Annotated in this window: 13 protein-coding genes; 6 read left to right on the forward strand and 7 right to left on the reverse strand. The window is 73.1% G+C overall.

Features of this window, described 5'->3' with window-relative positions:
- Positions 1 to 200 precede the first annotated feature (200 nt).
- The 5 genes from ABZ192_RS40535 to ABZ192_RS40555 all read left to right on the forward strand — a co-directional run bounded on the left by ABZ192_RS40535 (position 201) and on the right by ABZ192_RS40555 (position 6759).
- Positions 201 to 494: a DUF503 domain-containing protein gene (locus tag ABZ192_RS40535; protein ID WP_356929477.1), complete on the forward strand. Its 294-nt coding sequence runs from the start codon at positions 201 to 203 to the stop codon at positions 492 to 494.
- Positions 495 to 538: 44 nt separating this feature from the next.
- Positions 539 to 991, forward strand: a complete 453-nt coding sequence (gene rbfA, locus ABZ192_RS40540) for a 30S ribosome-binding factor RbfA (protein ID WP_356929478.1) — start codon at positions 539 to 541, stop codon at positions 989 to 991.
- A complete protein-coding gene (gene truB, locus ABZ192_RS40545) occupies positions 988 to 1893 on the forward strand; it encodes a tRNA pseudouridine(55) synthase TruB (protein ID WP_356929479.1) in 906 nt (301 codons plus the stop codon). The genes rbfA and truB overlap by 4 nt, the downstream gene beginning before the upstream one ends.
- A gap of 256 nt (positions 1894 to 2149) precedes the next feature.
- Positions 2150 to 5635 (forward strand): trypsin-like peptidase domain-containing protein, encoded by a 3486-nt coding sequence (locus ABZ192_RS40550; RefSeq protein WP_356929480.1) that lies wholly within the window; start codon positions 2150 to 2152, stop codon positions 5633 to 5635.
- 167 nt (positions 5636 to 5802) lie between these two features.
- Complete coding sequence (locus ABZ192_RS40555; RefSeq protein ID WP_356929481.1) at positions 5803 to 6759, forward strand: bifunctional riboflavin kinase/FAD synthetase; 957 nt, start codon at positions 5803 to 5805, stop codon at positions 6757 to 6759.
- Positions 6760 to 6784: 25 nt separating this feature from the next.
- Here the strand turns inward: ABZ192_RS40555 and ABZ192_RS40560 are convergent, their stop codons facing one another.
- A complete protein-coding gene (locus ABZ192_RS40560; protein WP_356929496.1) occupies positions 6785 to 7390 on the reverse strand; it encodes a TetR/AcrR family transcriptional regulator C-terminal domain-containing protein in 606 nt (201 codons plus the stop codon).
- Between the two features lie 186 nt (positions 7391 to 7576).
- Between ABZ192_RS40560 and ABZ192_RS40565 the strand changes: the two genes are divergently transcribed.
- The gene (locus ABZ192_RS40565; RefSeq protein WP_356929482.1) at positions 7577 to 8287 is read left to right on the forward strand and encodes an NAD(P)H-binding protein; all 711 of its coding nucleotides are present in this window, start codon (positions 7577 to 7579) and stop codon (positions 8285 to 8287) included.
- Positions 8288 to 8504: 217 nt separating this feature from the next.
- Here ABZ192_RS40565 and ABZ192_RS40570 read toward each other — a convergent pair whose 3' ends face one another.
- From ABZ192_RS40570 to ABZ192_RS40595, 6 genes are all read right to left on the reverse strand, one after another.
- A complete protein-coding gene (locus ABZ192_RS40570; protein WP_356929483.1) occupies positions 8505 to 9506 on the reverse strand; it encodes an ABC transporter ATP-binding protein in 1002 nt (333 codons plus the stop codon).
- Entirely contained in the window at positions 9503 to 10522 is a 1020-nt protein-coding gene (locus tag ABZ192_RS40575) for an ABC transporter ATP-binding protein (RefSeq protein ID WP_356929484.1), read from the reverse strand. The genes ABZ192_RS40570 and ABZ192_RS40575 overlap by 4 nt, the downstream gene beginning before the upstream one ends.
- Positions 10519 to 11433, reverse strand: coding sequence for an ABC transporter permease (locus ABZ192_RS40580; RefSeq protein ID WP_356929485.1), 915 nt, complete (start codon positions 11431 to 11433; stop codon positions 10519 to 10521). The genes ABZ192_RS40575 and ABZ192_RS40580 overlap by 4 nt, the downstream gene beginning before the upstream one ends.
- Entirely contained in the window at positions 11430 to 12476 is a 1047-nt protein-coding gene (locus tag ABZ192_RS40585; protein WP_356929486.1) for an ABC transporter permease, read from the reverse strand. The genes ABZ192_RS40580 and ABZ192_RS40585 overlap by 4 nt, the downstream gene beginning before the upstream one ends.
- Positions 12477 to 12495: 19 nt before the next feature.
- Positions 12496 to 14349 carry an ABC transporter substrate-binding protein gene (locus tag ABZ192_RS40590; RefSeq protein ID WP_356929487.1) on the reverse strand — a complete coding sequence of 618 codons (1854 nt, stop codon included), beginning with the start codon at positions 14347 to 14349 and terminating at the stop codon, positions 12496 to 12498.
- 295 nt (positions 14350 to 14644) lie between these two features.
- A complete protein-coding gene (locus ABZ192_RS40595; RefSeq protein ID WP_356929488.1) occupies positions 14645 to 18388 on the reverse strand; it encodes an SCO5717 family growth-regulating ATPase in 3744 nt (1247 codons plus the stop codon).
- Between the last annotated feature and the right edge of the window lie 326 nt (positions 18389 to 18714).

An 18714-nucleotide genomic window follows, 5' to 3' on the forward strand; every position in this document is an offset into this window, starting at 1 on the left:
GGTGGTGGTCGAACACCACATGGGCTTCGTGATGGGCCTGTGCGACAAGGTGGTCTGCCTCGACTTCGGGCGCAAGATCGCCGAGGGCTCGCCGGGAAAACCCCGTCGAGCCACCGGCAGGTACGCGGTACCGTTCTTGATGTCCCTGCCCCAACCGCAGGGCCATCGATCCCGTACCGGCGGGTCATCCGGATACACACATGTACGTGGGGACTCTGTCCTTCGACCTGCTCCTCGGCGACGTACGGTCGCTGAAGGAGAAGCGCTCCGTCGTCCGCCCCATCGTCGCCGAGCTCCAGCGCAAGTACGCGGTGAGCGCGGCCGAGGTGGATCACATGGACCTCCACCGCAGGGCCGTCATCGGCCTCGCGCTGGTGTCCGGCGACGCGGGGCACGTGAGCGAGGTCCTCGACCGGTGCGAACGGCTGGTCGCCGCCCGCCCCGAGGTGGAGCTGCTGTCCGTCAGGCGGCGCTTCCACGGCGAAGACGACTGACGAACCGAGAACGACCCAGACAGGAAAGAACGGGAGACGGACCAGTGGCCGACAACGCGCGGGCCAAGAGGCTGGCGGACCTCATCCGGGAAGTGGTGGCACAGAAGCTGCAGCGTGGGATCAAGGACCCGCGGCTCGGCTCGCACGTCACCATCACGGACACGCGGGTCACGGGCGATCTGCGGGAGGCGACCGTCTTCTACACCGTGTACGGGGACGAGGAGGAGCGGAACGCCGCCGCGGCCGGTCTGGAGAGCGCCAAGGGCATCCTGCGCTCCGAGGTCGGCCGGGCCGCCGGCGTGAAGTTCACGCCGACCCTGACCTTCGTCATGGACGCCCTCCCGGACACCGCGCGCGCCATCGAGGACCTCCTCGACAAGGCGCGCCAGTCCGACGAGAAGGTGCGCGAGGCCTCCGCGGGCGCGAAGTACGCCGGCGACGCCGACCCGTACCGCAAGCCGGACGAGGACGACGAGACGGACGACACCGCCGAATGACCCAGAAGCACACCACGCCCGACGGCCTCGTCATCGTCGACAAGCCGTCGGGCTTCACTTCGCACGACGTCGTCGCCAAGATGCGCGGCATCGCCAGAACGCGACGCGTCGGGCACGCCGGCACCCTCGACCCGATGGCGACGGGCGTCCTCGTCCTCGGCGTCGAGAAGGCCACCAAGCTCCTCGGCCACCTCGCGCTGACCGAGAAGGAGTACCTGGGCACGATCCGGCTCGGGCAGAACACCCTCACGGACGACGCCGAGGGCGAGATCACCTCCTCCGCGGACGCCTCCCAGGTCACCCGTGACGCCATCGACGCCGGCATCGCCAAGCTGACCGGCGACATCATGCAGGTGCCGTCCAAGGTCAGCGCCATCAAGATCAACGGCGTGCGCTCTTACAAGCGGGCCAGGGACGGCGAGGAGTTCGACATCCCGGCCCGGCCCGTCACGGTCTCCTCCTTCGGCGTGCACGACGTCCGGGAGGCAGTCGCGGAGGACGGCACGGCCGTACTCGACCTGGTCGTCTCCGTCGTCTGCTCCTCGGGCACGTACATCCGGGCCCTCGCCCGCGACCTGGGCGCCGACCTCGGCGTCGGCGGGCATCTCACCGCCCTGCGCCGCACCCGCGTCGGCCCGTACAAGCTGGACGCGGCCCGCACCCTGGACCAGCTCCAGCAAGAGCTGACCGTGATGCCGGTCGCCGAGGCCGCCGCGGCCGCGTTCCGCCGCTGGGACGTAGACGCCCGGCGCGCCCGGCTGCTCACCAACGGCGTACGGCTGGAGATGCCCGAGGAGTACGCGGGCTCCGGCCCCGTCGCCGTCTTCGACCCGGAGGGCCGCTTCCTCGCCCTGGTCGAGGAGCAGCGCGGCAAGGCCAAGAGCCTGGCCGTCTTCGGCTGACGGCCCGACCGGGACCGTCCGCCCGTGGAGCGGCGACCACGGGGTACCTCCACTGCCGCCGCTCCACGGTCCCCCCTCGGTTCCCCCACCCCTAGGGTGTATCCAGCCGCCCCTCTCCGTTCACCCGTCCGTGCGGGCGCTCGGAGTGAACCGGGGGAGCGGAAGGGGGCGCTTTCGCCGAGCGATCTGTCCGGCTGATCATCCCGGCCCTACCGTCGAACACAAGGGCACGGGTGTACGGCGGGGAGGCTCGACGATGACGTCGCGGAACCGGTCCGGGGAGACACAGGACAGCGCACCTGGATCCCAGGACCGCCCCGAAGCAGCGGAGCAGACGACCGAGGGGACCGACGCCGGGGCATCCGGCCCGGCCCTCGTCCGCATCCACGACCTCGCCGGCCGGCCCCGGGGCACCGGCTTCCTGGCCGACCACCACGGCACGCTCGTCACCAGCCACGAGGCGGTCGACGGCCTGCCCCGGCTCGTCCTGCACGGGGCCGGGGACCGCCGCCGGGTCGTTTCCGCCGACGCGGTGACCCCGCTGCCCGCGCTCGACCTGGCCCTCGTACGGACCGAGGGCCTCGGTGTCCCGCCGCTGCCCGTCACCGTGCGGGGCGGGGCCGGGACGGGCGCCTATGTGCGGATCGCCGCCGACGGCTGGCGCGAGGCCAGGGTGCTGGGCTCGACCGCCGTGACGTACACCGCCACGGACCGCCCCCACCGCCTCGACGGCGCGCTGGAGCTGGCGGTCGGCACGGCGGGGCGGGACGCGCTGCGGCTGGGCGGGGGAGCGGCCGGCGGCCCGGTGCTCGACGCCGCGACCGGCGCGGTCGTCGGGGTCCTCGGCACGGCACTCACCTCCGACCACAGCGACGTCGGATTCGCCGTGCCGCTGCATCCCCGGGGTCCCGGCGCGGCGGGCCCGCTCGCCGAACTGCTCGCCGAGAACGCGGCGACGGTCCCGGCGTACGGCGCCGACCTCAACCTGGCCGGCGTACTGGAGCTGACCGGCACGGCGGTGGGGCTGGACGGCCCGCCCGGCGGCACGGGACTCCCGGAGCCGGTGGAACGGGCGGCTGTGGTGGCCGAGTTCGGCGCTTTCGCGGCGGGGCCCGCGGCGGTGCTCGGTCTCGTCGGGCCGCCCGGCAGCGGCCGTACGACGGAGCTCGCGGCGCTCGCCGCCCGCCGCGCCCGCGGCGGGCATCCCACACTGTGGTTGCGCGGGTGCGATCTGCGGGGCGACGACGCCTCGGTGGCCGACGCGGCACGCCGGGCACTGATCCGGGCCGCCCCTGTCGTGGCCGCGTCTCGGCCCCGTCACCTGCCGGCCGACCTGGGCGACACCACGCCCGAGCGCCTGGCCGGACTCGCCGGCGCCCTCGGCCGGCCCCTGCTGCTGCTCCTCGACGGCCCGGAGGAGATGCCCTTGGTGCTGGCCCGCCGTCTGGCGGACTGGAGGGACGGGACGGTGCGGTGGCTAAGGGAGACGGGAGTGCGGCTGGTCGTGGCGTCCCGGGCGGAGTACTGGGAGGGGGCGGGCTTCCCGGCGGCGGTCCTGCACCGGCCTGCCGGTGCCGACGGCGGGGCCGCGTGTGTGCGCCTCGGCGATCTCACCGAGGACGAGGCCCGCGAGGCCCGCCTGCGCCATGGCATCCCGGAGAGCGCCCTCGTCGACCCCGACGCCCGGCACCCTCTCACTTTGCGACTGCTCGGCGAGGTCCGGGCGGCCCTCGCCGGCGCACCCGACCGTCCGACCGGGCCCCACGGCCCCGGCGCCACCGTCGGCCGCGACGACGTCTTCGCGGCCTACCTGGACCTGATGTCCCTGCGCATCGCTCAGCGGCTGGCCGCCGGGAGCGGTCTGTGCGGCACGGCCGTCCGGCGACTGGCCGCCAAGGTCGCCGGGCAGGTGCACGAGGCCGCCCGGCGCAGCCTGGGACCCGGGCCGGGGGAGCTGGACCGGGAGGCGTTCGAGGCGGTGTTCCCGTGGGGGCCCGCACCGGAGCGGCTCGGCGGCGGCACCGGCTGGGCGTCGGCCGTCCTCGCCGAGGGCCTGCTCGTGCCCGCCGGATCCGGTTACCGCTTCGCCCACGAGGAGCTCGCCGACTGGCTCCAGGGCCTGCACCTCGACCTCGACGAGGCCCTGCACGTCCTCGTCCACCACCGTCCGGACGCGCAGTCCGACCCCGTCCCGCACCACCGCATCGGGCCGGTCGTCCAGGCCCTGCTGTTCCTCGCCCGCCAGCACGGCACCGGTCATCTGGCCTCCCGGCTGGCGGACCTGGTGCACGCCCTGGACGCCGATCCGCGGTCCTGGTGGGCGGCCCGGCTGCTCGCCGGGACCCTGTCGGCCGTGCCCGAGGCGAGGCCGTACACGGAGGTGCTGCGGCTGCTCGCCGACCGGATCGTGGCCTGGCGGCGGCAGGGGAGGCCCGTGCCGGAGGAGGCCGGGCCCGCGTTCTGGGCCGGTGTGCGGCTGCCGGAGGGCGAGCGCTTCGCGCTGCTGAGGCGGCTGGTGCACGCCGACGGCCCGCCGTGTGAGGCCGGTCCCCGGTTCCTGGACACCGTCGCGCAGCTGCTGGCCGCCGATCCCACTGCCGTACAGCCGCTGCTGGCCCGCTGGTTCGACGACGAGCAGCCGCTGCCCGCCACCCCGCATGCGACCGTCGCCACGGCCGCGCAGGCGCTGCTGCACACCCACCGGCACAGCGCCCTGGACGACCTGGTGGACGTGCTCGTCGACCGCGCCCACCGCAGGGCCGACGAACTGCTCGCCGTGCTGGCCGAGGAGGAACCCTCGGCGGTCTGCCGGGCCGTCGACCGGTGGGCGCGCGACGAGCGCCCGGCGCGACGCAGTGCCGCGATGGCGCACGGTCTGCGCGTCGCGGCGCATGTGAGCGCCGGAGGCGACCGCGCCCTCCTGCGCTACGCGGCCCTCACCCTGCTCGCCCGCCCCGCCGACCACACCCTGCACGGCGGCGCACTCGCCCTCCTCGTCCAGGATCCGCACACCCGGGACCGTTATCTCCCCCGGGCGTTGGAGCACTTCGCGGCGGGTGACCCGCACCTCCCGCCGGACGCGCCGGCCGCCGCCCTCGCGGCCCACCCGGAGCCGGTCCTCGGCGCGTTCGCGGTGCGGCTGGAGCGGCCGGACCCGGAGGAGGCGCTGCGGGCGCTCGCCGACGCCACCCCGCCCGGCCTGGCCCGGCGCGTCGCCGCGCTGGTGGGACAGGCGGCGCAGCGGAGGCCGGAACTCGCCGGGCACGTGGCCGCGTACGTGGACCAGCGGCTCGACCGGGGACCGGCGGCCCCGGCCGTGCTCCTGCCGCTGGTCGGCGGCCTGCTGGAGGACGGCCCGGTGCGGCTGCGGTGCGCCCTCGCCGCGGTCCTCACCCCGCCCGGCATCCCCGCCTCCCGCCCGCTGCGCCGCGAGCTGCGCGACGCGCTCCTGGACCGCGAGCGCGACACCGACGTCCTGGACGCGCTGCTGCACGCCGCCGCCCGGAACGGCGGCGACGACCTGCGCGACCTCGTCCGCCGCATCGGGCTGCTCCTCGTGCGCACCGCGGAGGGCGCCGGCCGCTTCGACCGCGCCCTGATCGACCTCGGCCGGCACGTGCCCGGCTTCGCCGCCCGCGTGGCCCGCTGGCTGGCCGCCGCGCCCGAGGAGTGGGCGGCGCTGGTCGGGCCGAGTTCGCACCGGACGATCGAGAACCTGGCGGGCGCAGGCGTCCCGGCCTGACGGGATCCCGCGCAGGCCGGAGGGGACGCGGCCCCGTGCGCCCGGTCACACCCCCATGCCGATGCGGGCCGGAGGCACCCGGCATGGCACCCTTAGACCTGCGTACGAGGCAACCAGGAACAACCACGGACACGGGTTCGACGAGCTTTCGACAAGGAGCAGGCACAGTGCAGCGCTGGCGTGGCTTGGAGGACATCCCCCAGGACTGGGGGCGCAGCGTCGTCACCATCGGCTCCTACGACGGAGTCCACCGCGGACACCAGCTGATCATCCGGCATGCCGTGAACCGGGCCCGGGAGCTGGGCGTGCCCGCCGTCGTCGTCACCTTCGACCCGCATCCCAGCGAGGTCGTCCGCCCCGGCAGCCACCCGCCGCTGCTCGCCCCGCACCACCGCCGCGCCGAACTCATGGCCGATCTCGGTGTGGACGCCGTCCTGATCCTCCCCTTCACGACCGAGTTCTCGAAGCTGTCCCCGGCCGACTTCGTCGTCAAGGTGCTCGTCGACAAACTGCACGCCAAGGCGGTCGTCGAGGGCCCCAACTTCCGCTTCGGCCACAAGGCCGCGGGCAACGTGGAGTTCCTGGCCGAGCAGGGCAAGATCTACGACTTCGACGTCGAGGTCGTCGACCTGTACGTGACCGGCGAGGCGGGCGGCGGCGAGCCGTTCTCCTCGACGCTGACGCGGCGTCTGGTCGCCGAGGGCGACGTCCAGGGCGCGGCGGAGATCCTGGGCCGTCCGCACCGGGTGGAGGGCGTCGTCGTCCGGGGCGCCCAGCGCGGCCGCGAGATGGGCTTCCCGACCGCCAACGTCGAGACGCTGCCGCACACCGCCATCCCCGCCGACGGTGTCTACGCCGGCTGGTTGCACGCCCAGGGCGAGGCGATGCCGGCCGCGATCTCCGTCGGCACGAACCCGCAGTTCGACGGCACCGAGCGCACGGTGGAGGCGTACGCCATCAACCGGGTGGGCCTCGACCTGTACGGCCTCCATGTCGCCGTCGACTTCCTGGCGTTCGTGCGGGGACAGGCCAGGTTCGACACGCTGGACGCGCTGCTCGAGCAGATCGCCGAGGACGTCAAGCGCTGCCGGGAGCTGGTGGCGGCGGCCGAGCGGTCCGCCTGACGGCCCCGGCACATCCGGGCCCTCGCTATGGGTTCGCGGCCTCGTCCGGGTGGAGGGCGTCGAGGATGAGAGTGAGGCCGAAGGCGAACTCGCCGGCGTAGTCGTAGCCGGGCTTGAGGACGTGCTCGGTGGCCAGTTCGGTGAGGTGGGGGTAGGCATCGGCGGGCATGTCCCGCAGGATGGCGCCCGCGACCTCGTCCAGCTCCGCCGCGCCCCTGAACGGCAGGCTCAGCTCCTGGAGCACGAACCCGTACAGGTAGCTGTCGATCAGCGAGACGGCGTGCGCGGCCATGGGGACGGAGAATCCCCCGGCGCGCAGCGTCCCGATGACGGCGTCGTGATGGCGCAGGGTCGCCGGGCCGGGCTGGGAGCGGGAGTCCATGAGCCCGACGGCCCAGGGGTGACGCAGCAGGACGGCACGGGCGGAGTCCGCGCGGTGGCGCAGGGCACTCTTCCAGTCCATCTCGCGCGGAGGCAGGTCGATCTCGCCGAACACCGCGTCCACCATGCCGTCGAGGATGTCGTCCCGGCCCGCCACGTGGTGGTAGAGCGACATCGCCTCGACGCCCAGCGGTTCGGCGATGGCCCGCATGGTGAGCGCGGCCGCTCCCTTCTCGTCCGCCACGGCCATCGCCGTGCGGATCACGCGCTCGCGACTGAGCGGAGTGCGCGCCGACGCCCTCCGCCGGCCCTTGTTTCCCTCGCCCACCCACGGCCCTCCTTCTGAGTTCCTCGTGCGCTCCCTTGACCGCCTTACAGCATAAGGCTAGCTTGCCTTACAACATAAGGTAGGCATCCCGGTGAAAGGGGCCGCGCCATGGACACGGATCGCGTGAAGAAGGTCTGCATCATCGGGGCTTCGGGCAAGCTCGGGCAGTACATGGTCGGGCACGCCCTGGAGCGCGGCTACGAGGCGGTCGGAGTGTGCCGGGAGCGCAGCGTGCCGAAGCTGGCCGCGTTCGAAGGCCGGATGACCGTCGTCCCCGGAGACACGAACGACCCGGAGGTGATCCGGCGGGCGGTCGCCGGGTGCGACGGCGTGCTGACGGTGCTGGTGCCGTGGGGTGTGCGGCAGTACGCGTCGGGCACCGCGCAGGCGGTGCTCGACCACGCACGGCCGGGCGCGCGCCTGGTCTTCTCCTGCGGCTGGCACATCACCCGCGACGGCAAGGACAGGTACTCACGGCTGTTCACCCTGGGCGTCCGGATCGCCACCGTGCTGGCCAAGCTGGTCCGCGCCGTCGAACTCGACGACCAGGTCGAGGCGTGCCGGCGGGTGTTCGCCAGCGACACCCGGTGGACCGTGGTGCGCGGCAGCTCCCTGGAGGAGGGCGAGAGCCAGGGCCTGCCCGTGTGGAGCCGGCACGTGGGCGACCCGGTACTGGCAAGCAACCTGACGCGCCGGGTGGACTTCGCCCTGTTCATGGTGGAAGCACTCACTGACGACACCCTCGTCCAGGAGGCCCCGGCAATCGTCGGCAGCCGGACGCCCAGCGCGCTCGCTCATGTCGGGGGGACGCACTCCTAGGGCCTGTCGTTTGGATCACGCCGCAGACGCGGGGTCTGGCACGCGCATCTGCGGCGTTGTCGTCGGTTGCCGATGCTCCGCATCGACGCCCTCCTCCGCCTTGCATCTGCACGCACCAGACCCCGCTCACCGGCGCTGATCAGCGCTGTCGGTTCCCTGCGACCTGATCCAAACGACAGGCCCTAGCCGGGCTGCACGATCACGCCCCGCTCGGCCTTCAGCGTGTCGCCCAATGGCATGCCACCTGGGCCGTGCCGCTGCCGTCGAGGACCTCCGGGTCCTGGGTGCGACACGCGGCCGCGACGCCCGCGCTGTCCGCCTCGCCGCTCGCCAGGATGTGGCAGCGGGCGTGAAAGCGGCAGCCGGACGGCACCCGCGACGGGTCCGGCGGCTCGCCGGTGAGGACCACCGGGTCGCCGGGGGCCTCCGGCAGCACCGACAGCAGGGCCTGCGTGTACGGGTGACGGGGCGCGGTCAGGACCTGCTCCACCGCGCCCGTCTCCACGATCCGGCCCAGATACATCACGGCGACCCGGTCGGCCATGTTCCAGGCCAGCCCCAGGTCGTGCGTGACGACCAGCGCGGACAGGCCCAACTCGGTGCGCAGCCGCAGCAGCAGGGCGAGGATCTCCCCGCGCACGGAGGCGTCGAGGGACGCCACCGGCTCGTCGGCGACGAGGAGTTCGGGTTCCAGGACGAGCGCGCCCGCGATGACGACCCGCTGGCGCTGCCCGCCGGACAGTTCGTGCGGATAGCGCAGGAAGAAGCGCTCCGGGGGCCGCAGCCCGGCCCGTGAGAGGGCCTCGGCGACCGCCGTCCGCTCGTCACCGCCGTACCCGTGGATGCGCAGGCCCTCGGCGACCGCGTCGTACACCGTGTGCCGCGGGTTGAGCGAGCCGCTCGGGTCCTGGAGGACCAGCTGGACGCGCTTGCGGTAGGCCTTGAGGGACCGGCCGGAGTACTCCAGCGGGCGGCCGTCGAAGGTGACCCGGCCCGAGGTCGGCTCGACCAGGCCCAGCAGGCAGCGGGCCAGGGTCGTCTTTCCACAGCCGGATTCCCCGACCAGCGCGACGATCTCGCCGGGCCTGATGTCGAGGTCGACCCCGTCCACCGCGCGGGCCCGGGGGCCGCCGTGCCGGCTTGGGAAGGTGACGTGCAGGTCCTGGGCGCTCAGCAGGGGTGCCGTGGTGACCTCGGGGGCCGTGGGGGACGTGGTCATGGCGTACTCGGCCTCGCTTCTTCCATGGCGTCCGGATCCTCGCGGGCCTCGCGGGGCTCCTGAGCCGGCGACCCGACCAGGACGCACGCCGCCCGGCGCTCCGGCCCCGCCTCGGCAAGCACCGGGTCCTGCTCGGCGCACGCCTCCAGCGCCACCGGGCACCGCGGATGGAACGTACAGCCGGACGGCAGCGCCGCCGGGTCGGGCGGGTCGCCCGCCAGCCCCTGCGGCGCGAACCGGGAGGACGGGTCGCCGATGCGCGGGAACGCGGCCGACAGGGCCCTGGCGTACGGGTGCCGCGCGTCCTCGTACACCTGCCGGGCCGGGCCCTCCTCGACCACCCGGCCCGCGTACATCACCGCCAGCCGGTCACAGGTGTCGGCGAGAACCGCCAGGTCGTGGCTGATCATGATCAGGCCCAGGTCCTGGTCCGCGACGAGCTGCTCGATGAGCCGGAGGATCTGCGCCTGGATCATCACGTCGAGCGCGGTGGTCGGCTCGTCGGCGACGATCAGCCGCGGATCGCAGGCCAGTGCCATGGCGATCATGACGCGCTGGCGCTGTCCGCCGGACAGCTCGTGCGGATAGGCGTCCGCGCGGGCCGCCGGCAGACCGACCTGCTCCAGCAGCTCCCCGGCCTTCTTCTTCGCCCCGGCCGGTGTCGCCTTCTTGTGCAGCAGGATCGGCTCGGCGATCTGGTCGCCGATGCGATGCACGGCGTTGAGGGAGTGCATCGCCCCCTGGAACACCACCGAGGCCCCGGCCCAGCGGACCGCCCGCACCCGGCCCCACTTCATCGTCAGCACGTCCGCGCCGTCGAGCAGGACCTCACCCGTGATGCGGGTCCCGGCGGGCAGCAGCCGCAGCAGGGCCAGCGCCAGCGTGGACTTGCCGCAGCCGGACTCCCCGGCCAGACCGAGCTTCTGCCCGGCGTCCAGACGCAGGTCCACCCCGCGCACGGCGGCGGCCCCGCCCGGGTACGTCACCGTCAGGTCCCTGACGTCCAGCAGCGTCACCGCGACACCCCCAGCCTGGGGTTGAGGACGGACTCCACGGCCCGCCCGCACAAGGTGAACGCCAGCGCCACCACGGCGATGGCGATGCCCGGCGGCACCAGGTACCACCAGTCCCCGGCACTGACCGCGCCCGCCTCCCGCGCGTCCTGGAGCAGCCCGCCCCACGACACGACCGTGGGGTCGCCGAGCCCGAGGAAGGCCAGGGTCGCCTCGGCGAGGATGGCCGAGGAGATGATCAGGGTCGTCTGGGCCAGTACCAGCGGCATCACATTGGGCAGGACATGCCTCGACATGACGTGCCAGTGCCCGCCGCCCAGCGCCCTCGCCCGCTCGATGTACGGCCGGGTCTCCACGGCGAGGGTCTGCGCGCGCACCAGCCGGGCCGTCGTCGGCCAGGTGGTGACGCCGATCGCCACGACGGTCGTGGTCAGCGAGCGGGACATCACCGTGGCCAGGGCGATCGCCAGCACCAGCGTCGGCATGACCAGGAACCAGTCGGTGATCCGCATCATGACGGTCGCGTACCAGCCCTTGAAGTGGCCGGCCGTGACCCCGATCAGCGTGCCGATCGCCACCGACAGCACGGCCGCGAGCAGCCCGACCAGCAGCGACACCCGCGAACCCCAGACCACCAGACCCAGCAGGTCCCGCCCGAACTGGTCCGTCCCGAGCGGGAACTCCGCGCTCGGGCTCTGCATCGGACGCCCCGGCGCGTCGGTCACACTGCTCACGTCGGAGCCCACGAACAGCGGCGCGAACAGCGCCAGCAGCGCGCACAGGGCCAGTGCGGTCAGGCCGTACAGCCCCGCCCGCTCGGAGCGGTACTGCCGCCAGAAGCGCGCGACGGAGGCCCGGCGCCGCTGCCGGGCGAGGGCGCGCGGGCCCATGCCCGTGCCGGTCGTCGTCGTCATCGGGCCACCCGGGGGTCGAGCAGGGGATACACCAGGTCGGCGAGGGTGTTCATCAGGATCACCGCGGCGGCGAACACGAAGAACAGCCCCTGCACCAGCGGCAGGTCGGGCACGCTCAGCGCCTGGTAGAAGAGCCCGCCGAGGCCGGGCCAGGAGAACACCGTCTCCACGAGGATCACGCCCGCCACCGTCCGGCCGAGGTTGATGAAGATCAGCGTGACGGTCGGCAGCAGGGCGTTCGGCACGGCGTGCCGGCGCCGCACCAGGTCGTCGCGCAGCCCCTTGGCCCGCGCGGTCGTCAGATAGTCGCTGCCCATCTCGTCCAACAGCGCCGACCGCGTGACCAGCAGCGTCTGCCCGTACTCCACGGCCACCAGCGTCACCACCGGCAGCACCAGATGGTGCGCCACGTCGAGGACGTACGCGAAGCCCTCCTCGCCGCCCGACTCCATGCCGCCGGTCGGGAACATGCCCGGGACCGGGCCGATGCCCACCGCCAGCACGATGATCAGCAGCAGCCCGAGCCAGAAGGACGGGATGGAGTACAGCGTCAGCGCCAGGCCGGTGTTGATCCGGTCGCCGAGCCTGCCGTGCCGCCATGCCGAGCGCGTGCCGAGGAAGATGCCCAGCGCGGTGTAGAGGACGAAGGCGGTCCCGGTCAGCAGCAGGGTGTTCGGCAGCGCCTCGGTGATCTTGTCGACGACCGGGGCCCGGAACTGGTACGACGTCCCGAAGTCGCCGGTGAGCGCCTTGCCGCAGTAGTCCGTGAACTGCCGCCACAGCGGCAGGTCGAGCCCGAACTCCTCGCGATAGGCGGCCAGCTGCTCGGCCGAGACCTGACGGCCGCCCGTCATGGTCTTCACCGGGTCGCCGGGGATCAGCCGGAAGAGGAAGAAGCTGGTGACCAGCACGGCCAGCAGCGAGACGGCCGCGCCCGCCACCTTGCCCGCGAGGTACCGCGGATACCCGGAGCTCTGGCGTACCCGCGGCCCGGCCGCCGCGTGCTTGTCCTCGACCAGCGCGGGTGTCGCGTCAACGGTCATGAGTGTCCGTTCGCCCGCTCTACTCGCGGTCCTCGGCGGTGGAGCGCCGCCGCATCGCCGCGAAGACGCCCAGCCCGGCGAGGACCACGACACCTCCGACGATCCCAGCCACGACCCCCGTCGACGACGCGTTGTCCGAGGAACCGCTCGACTGTGCCGGGACCGCCGACCACCAGCTCCAGTAGCCGTCCTGGCCGTAGATGTTCCCCGCCTTCGCCGGCATGGTCGTGATGGACTCGATCTGGTCCGTCCGGTAGGCCTCGACCGCGTTCGGATACGCCATGACGTTCATGTACCCGAGCTCGTACAGCCGGGACTCCATCTGCTTGACGATGTCCGCCCGTTTGGCGGGGTCGTACTCGGCGAGCTGCCGGGCGTAGAGCTCGTCGTACTTCTTGTCGCAGATGAAGTTGTCGGTCGCGCCGGTCTCCTCCGGGGTGGCCGGGAGCGCGCCGCAGGTGTGGATGGACAGCACGAAGTCCGGGTCCGGGTTGACCGACCAGCCGTCGAAGGCCAGGTCGTACTTGCCGGCGAGCCAGGGGTCGGTCACGTTGTCCAGGCAGTTCAGCTGGACGCCGATGCCGAGCTCGCCCCACCACTCCTGGAGGTACTTGCCGACCGCCTTGTCGTTCGGGTCGGTGGCGTGGCACAGGACGCGGTAGGTGATGGGCTTGCCGTCCTTGCCGACGCGCTTGCCGTCGCCGTTCTTCTTGTAACCCGCCCGGTCGAGCATCCGGGCCGCCTCGGCCGGGTCGTACGTCAGCTTCTGGCCGGCGGACGGCTTCCAGAAGTACTGCGAGAAGCGCGGCGGGATGTAGCCCTCGCCCTCGACGGCGTGACCCTGGAACACCTTGTCGATGACGGCCTTGCGGTCGACGGCCTTGAACAGCGCGTTGCGCACCCGCTGGTCCAGCAGGGAAGGGTGGCCGTCGCCGAACTTCTCGCCGTTCTTCGCCTTCGCGCCCGGGTTGGTGGCGAGGGCGTAGAAACGACGTCCGGGGGCGTCGTTGACCTTGATGTTCTCCGCGCTCTCCAAGGATGCCGCCTGAGCGGGCGTCAGGGACGGCGAACCGGCGACGAACGACACCTCGCCCTTGCGCAGCGCCGACACCGCCGCGTCCTGGTCCTTGTAGTAGCGGAAGACCAGCTCGTCGAACTTCGGCGCCCCGCGCCAGAACTTCTTGTTGGCCTTGAGCCGGACGTAGCTGTCGGCCTTGTACCCGGTCAGCACGAACGGCCCGTTGCCCACCACCGGGAAGCTCTTGTCGTTGTTGAACTCGGAGAAGTCCGAGACCTTCTCCCACACGTGCTTCGGCACGATCGGCACATCGAGCGCCGTCATCGTGGCCTGCGGCTTCTTCAGCTCGATGACCAGCTTGGTGGGGCTCGGGGCCGTCACCTTCTTGAAGTTCCCGACGTAGCTGCCGTTCGCCGTGGCCGCGCCGGAGTCGGTCATCATCTTGTTGAACGTCCACGCCGCGTCCTCGGCGGTGGCCTGCTGGCCGTCCGACCACGCGGAGTTGGAGCGGATCGTGTACCTCCAGGTCAGCTTGTCCGGCGAGGGCTCCCACTTGGTGGCCAGGCCCGGGATGGCGTGGTTGTCCTTCGGGTCGTAGTTCGTCAGGTACTCGTACATGAGCCGGTGGATGCTCGTACTGAGCAGCCGGACCGCGAGGAACGGGCTGAGCGAGTCCACGCTCTGCGCCACCGCCACGGTCAGCGTCTTCTTGCCGTCGTCGGCCGCCCGGGCCTGCCGGGGCGCCGGGTCGAGCGGGGTCGCGAGACCGGCGGTGAGGGTGAGCGCGGCCGCTCCGGCCACGGCGACGAGCCTGAGGCCGCGCGGGAGGCTGCGTGTCTGATCTTTCGTGCCCATGGTCGGACCTCGCGTCATCGCTCGGACGGGAAGGACGGGTTGATCAGCTGTCAGTGGATGCTGAGTGTGTATCAGCGGCCGTCTCCACCCGTCAACGGCACGTTCACCCCTTGTGGCCTGCGGAAATAACGAATTGGCGAGCTTTTCACGGCCATTGGTCGAGACCACTGACGCGCCCCTGGCCAGGGCCTGGCAACGGATTTCGTCCCGAACGCGCCGTGGCCCGCGCCGAGTGGGAACGGCGCGGGCCACGAAGGGGACCGGCCCCTCGAAAGGGGCCGATCGGGTGAGGCGATTACTGCGACGGGGGCGGGGGCGGCGGCGTCTGACCTTGCCCGTCGGGCTGCCCGGGGTGGCCGGGGCCGGGGTGGCCGGGCTGCCCCGGCTGCGGGTAGCCGTAGCCCGGCTGCGGAGGGGCGGCCGGGGGCTGCCCGGGCTGCGGCTGCTGGGGGTACGGCTGCCCGGGCTGGCCCTGCTGCCCCGGCTGCGGGTACGGCGGCTGGCCTGCCGCCTGCGGATACGGCTGCTGCCCCGGCTGGGGGTAGGGCTGGCCGGGCTGGGGGTACGGCTGTCCCGGCTGCTGCGGGTAGGGCTGTCCCGGCTGCTGCGGATACGGGCCCGGCTGCTGCTGTCCGGGGTACGGAGGCTGGCCGGGGACGGGCTGGCCCGGGACCTGCTGGCCGGGCAGCGGCGGGGCGGCCACCGGCGGCGGGTTGCCGTCGGAGGTCCACAGGCCGTGTGCCTGCTGGTGGCGGGTGAAGTCCTCGGCGACCATCGCCGCGAGGTTGAAGTACGCCTCCCGCACCTTCGGCCGCATCATGTCGAGGTCGACCTCGGCACCGGCGGCGAGATGCTCGTCGAACGGCACGACGATGACGCCGCGGCAGCGCGTCTCGAAGTGCGACACGATGTCGTCGACCTTGATCATCTTGCCGGTCTCGCGCACACCGGAGATGACGGTGATGGACCGGGCGACGAGGTCGGCGTACCCGTGCGCCGACAGCCAGTCGAGCGTCGTACTCGCACTGCTCGCACCGTCCACCGACGGTGTCGAGATGATGATGAGCTGGTCGGCGAGGTCCAGTACACCGCGCATGGCGCTGTAGAGCAGACCGGTACCGGAGTCGGTGAGGATCACCGGGTACTGCTTGCCCAGTACGTCGATCGCGCGCCGGTAGTCCTCGTCGTTGAACGTCGTGGACACGGCCGGGTCGACGTCGTTGGCGATGATCTCCAGGCCCGACGGAGCCTGGGACGTGAACCGCCGGATGTCCATGTACGAGTTGAGGTGCGGGATCGCCTGCACGAGGTCACGGATGGTGGCCCCGGTCTCACGGCGCACGCGACGCCCCAGGGTTCCCGCGTCCGGGTTGGCGTCGATCGCGAGGATCTTGTCCTGCCGCTCGGTGGCGAGCGTGGAGCCGAGCGCGGTGGTCGTGGTCGTCTTGCCGACACCGCCCTTGAGGCTGATCACGGCGATCCGGTAGCAGGAGAGCACGGGCGTGCGGATCAGCTCCAGCTTCCGCTGCCGCTCGGCCTCCTCCTTCTTCCCACCGATCTTGAACCGCCCGCCACCGGCCACCGGACGGCTGCTCTTTGCCTTCTGCTTCTTGCTGTTGAGCAGCCGGTCGGACGACAACTCGACGGCAGCGGTGTAACCGAGCGGCGCGGCACCCGGGTTGGTCGGCTGCCGCTGGTCGTGCTGCATGGGCTGCGGCCAAGCGGCCCCGGTCCGCGGGTCCACGGGCTGCGGCTGCCCTTCAGGCTGCGGCTGGCCCTGCGGGGGCACGCCGGGGTGGGGAAAGCCGTATCCCTGGGGATGGGGAGCAGCCGGCGCGGGCGCGCCGGGGTGCGGGAAGCCGTAGCCGTCCTGCGCGTTCGGCGCGGGGGTGGGCGGGGTGTTCGGCTGCTGGGCGGGGGGTTGCGCGGCCGGCGGTTGCTGGGCGGCCGGGGGTTGGGCGGGTGCGCCGGGGTGCGGGAAGCCGTAACCGGCTTGGGGGTTGGGCCCGGGCTGCGGGAAGCCGTAGCCGTCCTGCGTGTTGGGGGCAGGGGTGGGCGGGGTGTTGGGCTGCTGGGCCGGCGGTTGCTGGGCGGCCGGGGGCTGCGCGGGGGCGCCCGGGTGCGGGAAGCCGTAGCCGCCCTGGGCGTCGGGTGCGGCCGGGGCCGGAGCCCCCGGATGCGGGAAGCCGTAGGCGCCGGGCTGCGGTCCGGGCTGGGTGGGCGGCTGGTTCGGCGGCGCCGGTGCGGCCGACGGGTTCCAGGCGGCGGGTGCGGGCTGTGGCGCCTGCGGCTGGAACGGCGGCTGGCCCTGCGCGGGAGCGTTCGGGTCCGCAGCAGCGGGCTGTGCCTGAGGCTGAGGCTGAGGCTGGGCCTGCGGCTGTGCGGGCCACTGGCTGGCCGGGGCCGGGGCGGCTGGCTGATACGACGGCGGCAGCGGCGGCATGGCCTGCGGTGCCGGGGGAGTCCAGGCGGGCTCGGCGTCGGCCGGACCCGGTACGGCGGCGTCCTGGGGAGCGGCGTCGGCGGGCACGGCGTCGGCAGGCACGGCGTCGGTGGGCTCGGAGCCCATGGGTGGGGTGTCGGTGGGCGGGGTGTCGGCGGGCTGTGCGTCGGCGGGCTGTGCGTCGGCCGGCTCACGAGCAGCCGGGGCCTCGTCCGCAGGAGCTGCGTCGGCCGGGGCCTCGTCGACAGGCACCGCATCGGCAGGGGCCTCCTCCGCAGGCACCGCATCCGCAGACACGGAGTCCTCAGGCTCGGCATCCTGCGACACGGCCGCGTCCGTCTCCGCCTCCGGAGCGGCTTCCTCCGCAGTCGCAGCCTGGTCCTCCGGAGCTTCCTCCTCCGGTGCGGTCACCGCGGCGTCCGCGTCCCCGCTGTCGGCGTCGTCGTCGGAAGCAGGACCGTCCGCACTGGGCGCGGCAGCCACGTCAACCGCGACGGCCGTGTCGGAGGAGACGTCCTCATCGGCGTCGGCGTCGGCGTCGGCCTCGTCCTCGGCGTCCTTGGGAGCGTCCTCGACGTCACCGCCGGACTCGTCACCCGGCTCCGCCCCGTCGCTCGGGCCGGAAGCGACGGCGAGACCGTCCTCGTCCCCGCCCTTGTCCTGGTCGTCGTCGGTCGACAGCCGCGCCTCGACCTCGGCGGCGCGCTCCTCGATCTCCCGCTTCAGGGCGACGGCGGAGAACCGCATCGTGGCACCGCTCTCCAGGTCACCGTCCTCCTGCTCCGCATCCTCGGAAGCAGGAGCGGCCGGAGCAGCCGAAGCGGCAGAAGCAGCCGAAGCATCGGGAGTGGCCGGAGCGGCCGGAGGCTCGGACCCCTCCGACGGAGCGGCCGGCGTCCACTGCGCCTGATACCCGCCGACGGGGATGTTCGGCACGGCCGTAGGAGAGGCCGGATCCGCCGCAGGCGCCTCGGTCCGCCCCTGCGGCTCGAACCCCACCGGAAGCCGGGGCACGGCAGCCGGCCCTCCGGCAGACGGGCCCCCGGCAGCAGGCGGAGGCGGCGTGAAGGGCGTACCCGGCGCGGGCGCGGGAGGAGAAGGAGGAGCGGGAGGCGTGAACGGAGCGCCCGGAGCGGGCGGCGGCGCGGGCGGCGTGAAAGGCGCCCCTGGAGCCGGAGATGGAGCCGGAGATGGAGCCGACGCCGGAGCCGAGCCGGCGGCCTGCCCCTGCCCGTGTCCTTGCCCCTGCCCCTGCCCGTACCCCTGCCTCGGAATGGACGCCGCCGCACCGGAAGGATTGGCATGCGGCGGGGGAGTGAGCCCCGGCAGCGGCGGAACCGGCCCGCTCGGCCCGCCGGAACCCCCACGCGCCCCGGAACTCCCGGAACCCCCGGGCGCCCCGGAAGCACTGGAGTCCTCGGACGTACCCGCCCCCTGCCCCGAGCTGGAGCTCCCCGAGGCGTTCTGCGTGTACCAGGCCGGCGGCGCGTAGTCGATGGTGAACTCGCCCGTCACCTCTGCCGCGGACTCCGCGTCGGGCTGGTCATCGCCGGGTGTCGCCCAGCCCCCGCGGTTCCCGTCCCGATCGCTGCTCACAGTGTTCCTCCTGGTTGGTCGAGCACCCTCATGCCGTGCTGGGGCGACCCTTGCTTGTCGTCCGACGTCGTACGAAGTCGTTCTGAGGCGTAAGAAGGGGTCGTCCGAGGTCGTCCGAATCCAGGCTCCCCCGCTCTCCCCCTGGGACGCCCACGCCTACTCACGGGTTCTGGCGTCGCGCCCGGTCCCAGCCTAATCACCACAAGCCCCGCCTCGGCAGGCCCGTCCACCCCCGAGCACCTGTCCGCCCTGTCACAACCTGCCCTGAAGCTGCCCGGAAGTGACGTACAGAGCACACACTTTGGTGAACAATCAGGGCGAGTACG

The sequence above is a fragment of the Streptomyces sp. NPDC006235 genome (genome assembly GCF_040613735.1).
Lineage (GTDB): Bacteria > Actinomycetota > Actinomycetes > Streptomycetales > Streptomycetaceae > Streptomyces.

What these genes read in the sequence shown, in the direction of transcription:
- ABZ192_RS40550 (WP_356929480.1), top strand. Translation starts at nt 2,150, where the DNA reads ATGACGTCGCGGAACCGGTCCGGGGAGACACAGGACAGCGCACCTGGA.
- ABZ192_RS40565 (WP_356929482.1), top strand. Translation starts at nt 7,577, where the DNA reads ATGGACACGGATCGCGTGAAGAAGGTCTGCATCATCGGGGCTTCGGGC.
- ABZ192_RS40560 (WP_356929496.1), bottom strand. Translation starts at nt 7,390, where the DNA reads ATGGCCGTGGCGGACGAGAAGGGAGCGGCCGCGCTCACCATGCGGGCC.
- ABZ192_RS40590 (WP_356929487.1), bottom strand. Translation starts at nt 14,349, where the DNA reads ATGGGCACGAAAGATCAGACACGCAGCCTCCCGCGCGGCCTCAGGCTC.
- ABZ192_RS40585 (WP_356929486.1), bottom strand. Translation starts at nt 12,476, where the DNA reads ATGACCGTTGACGCGACACCCGCGCTGGTCGAGGACAAGCACGCGGCG.
- ABZ192_RS40535 (WP_356929477.1), top strand. Translation starts at nt 201, where the DNA reads ATGTACGTGGGGACTCTGTCCTTCGACCTGCTCCTCGGCGACGTACGG.
- truB (WP_356929479.1), top strand. Translation starts at nt 988, where the DNA reads ATGACCCAGAAGCACACCACGCCCGACGGCCTCGTCATCGTCGACAAG.
- ABZ192_RS40570 (WP_356929483.1), bottom strand. Translation starts at nt 9,506, where the DNA reads ATGACCACGTCCCCCACGGCCCCCGAGGTCACCACGGCACCCCTGCTG.
- ABZ192_RS40580 (WP_356929485.1), bottom strand. Translation starts at nt 11,433, where the DNA reads ATGACGACGACGACCGGCACGGGCATGGGCCCGCGCGCCCTCGCCCGG.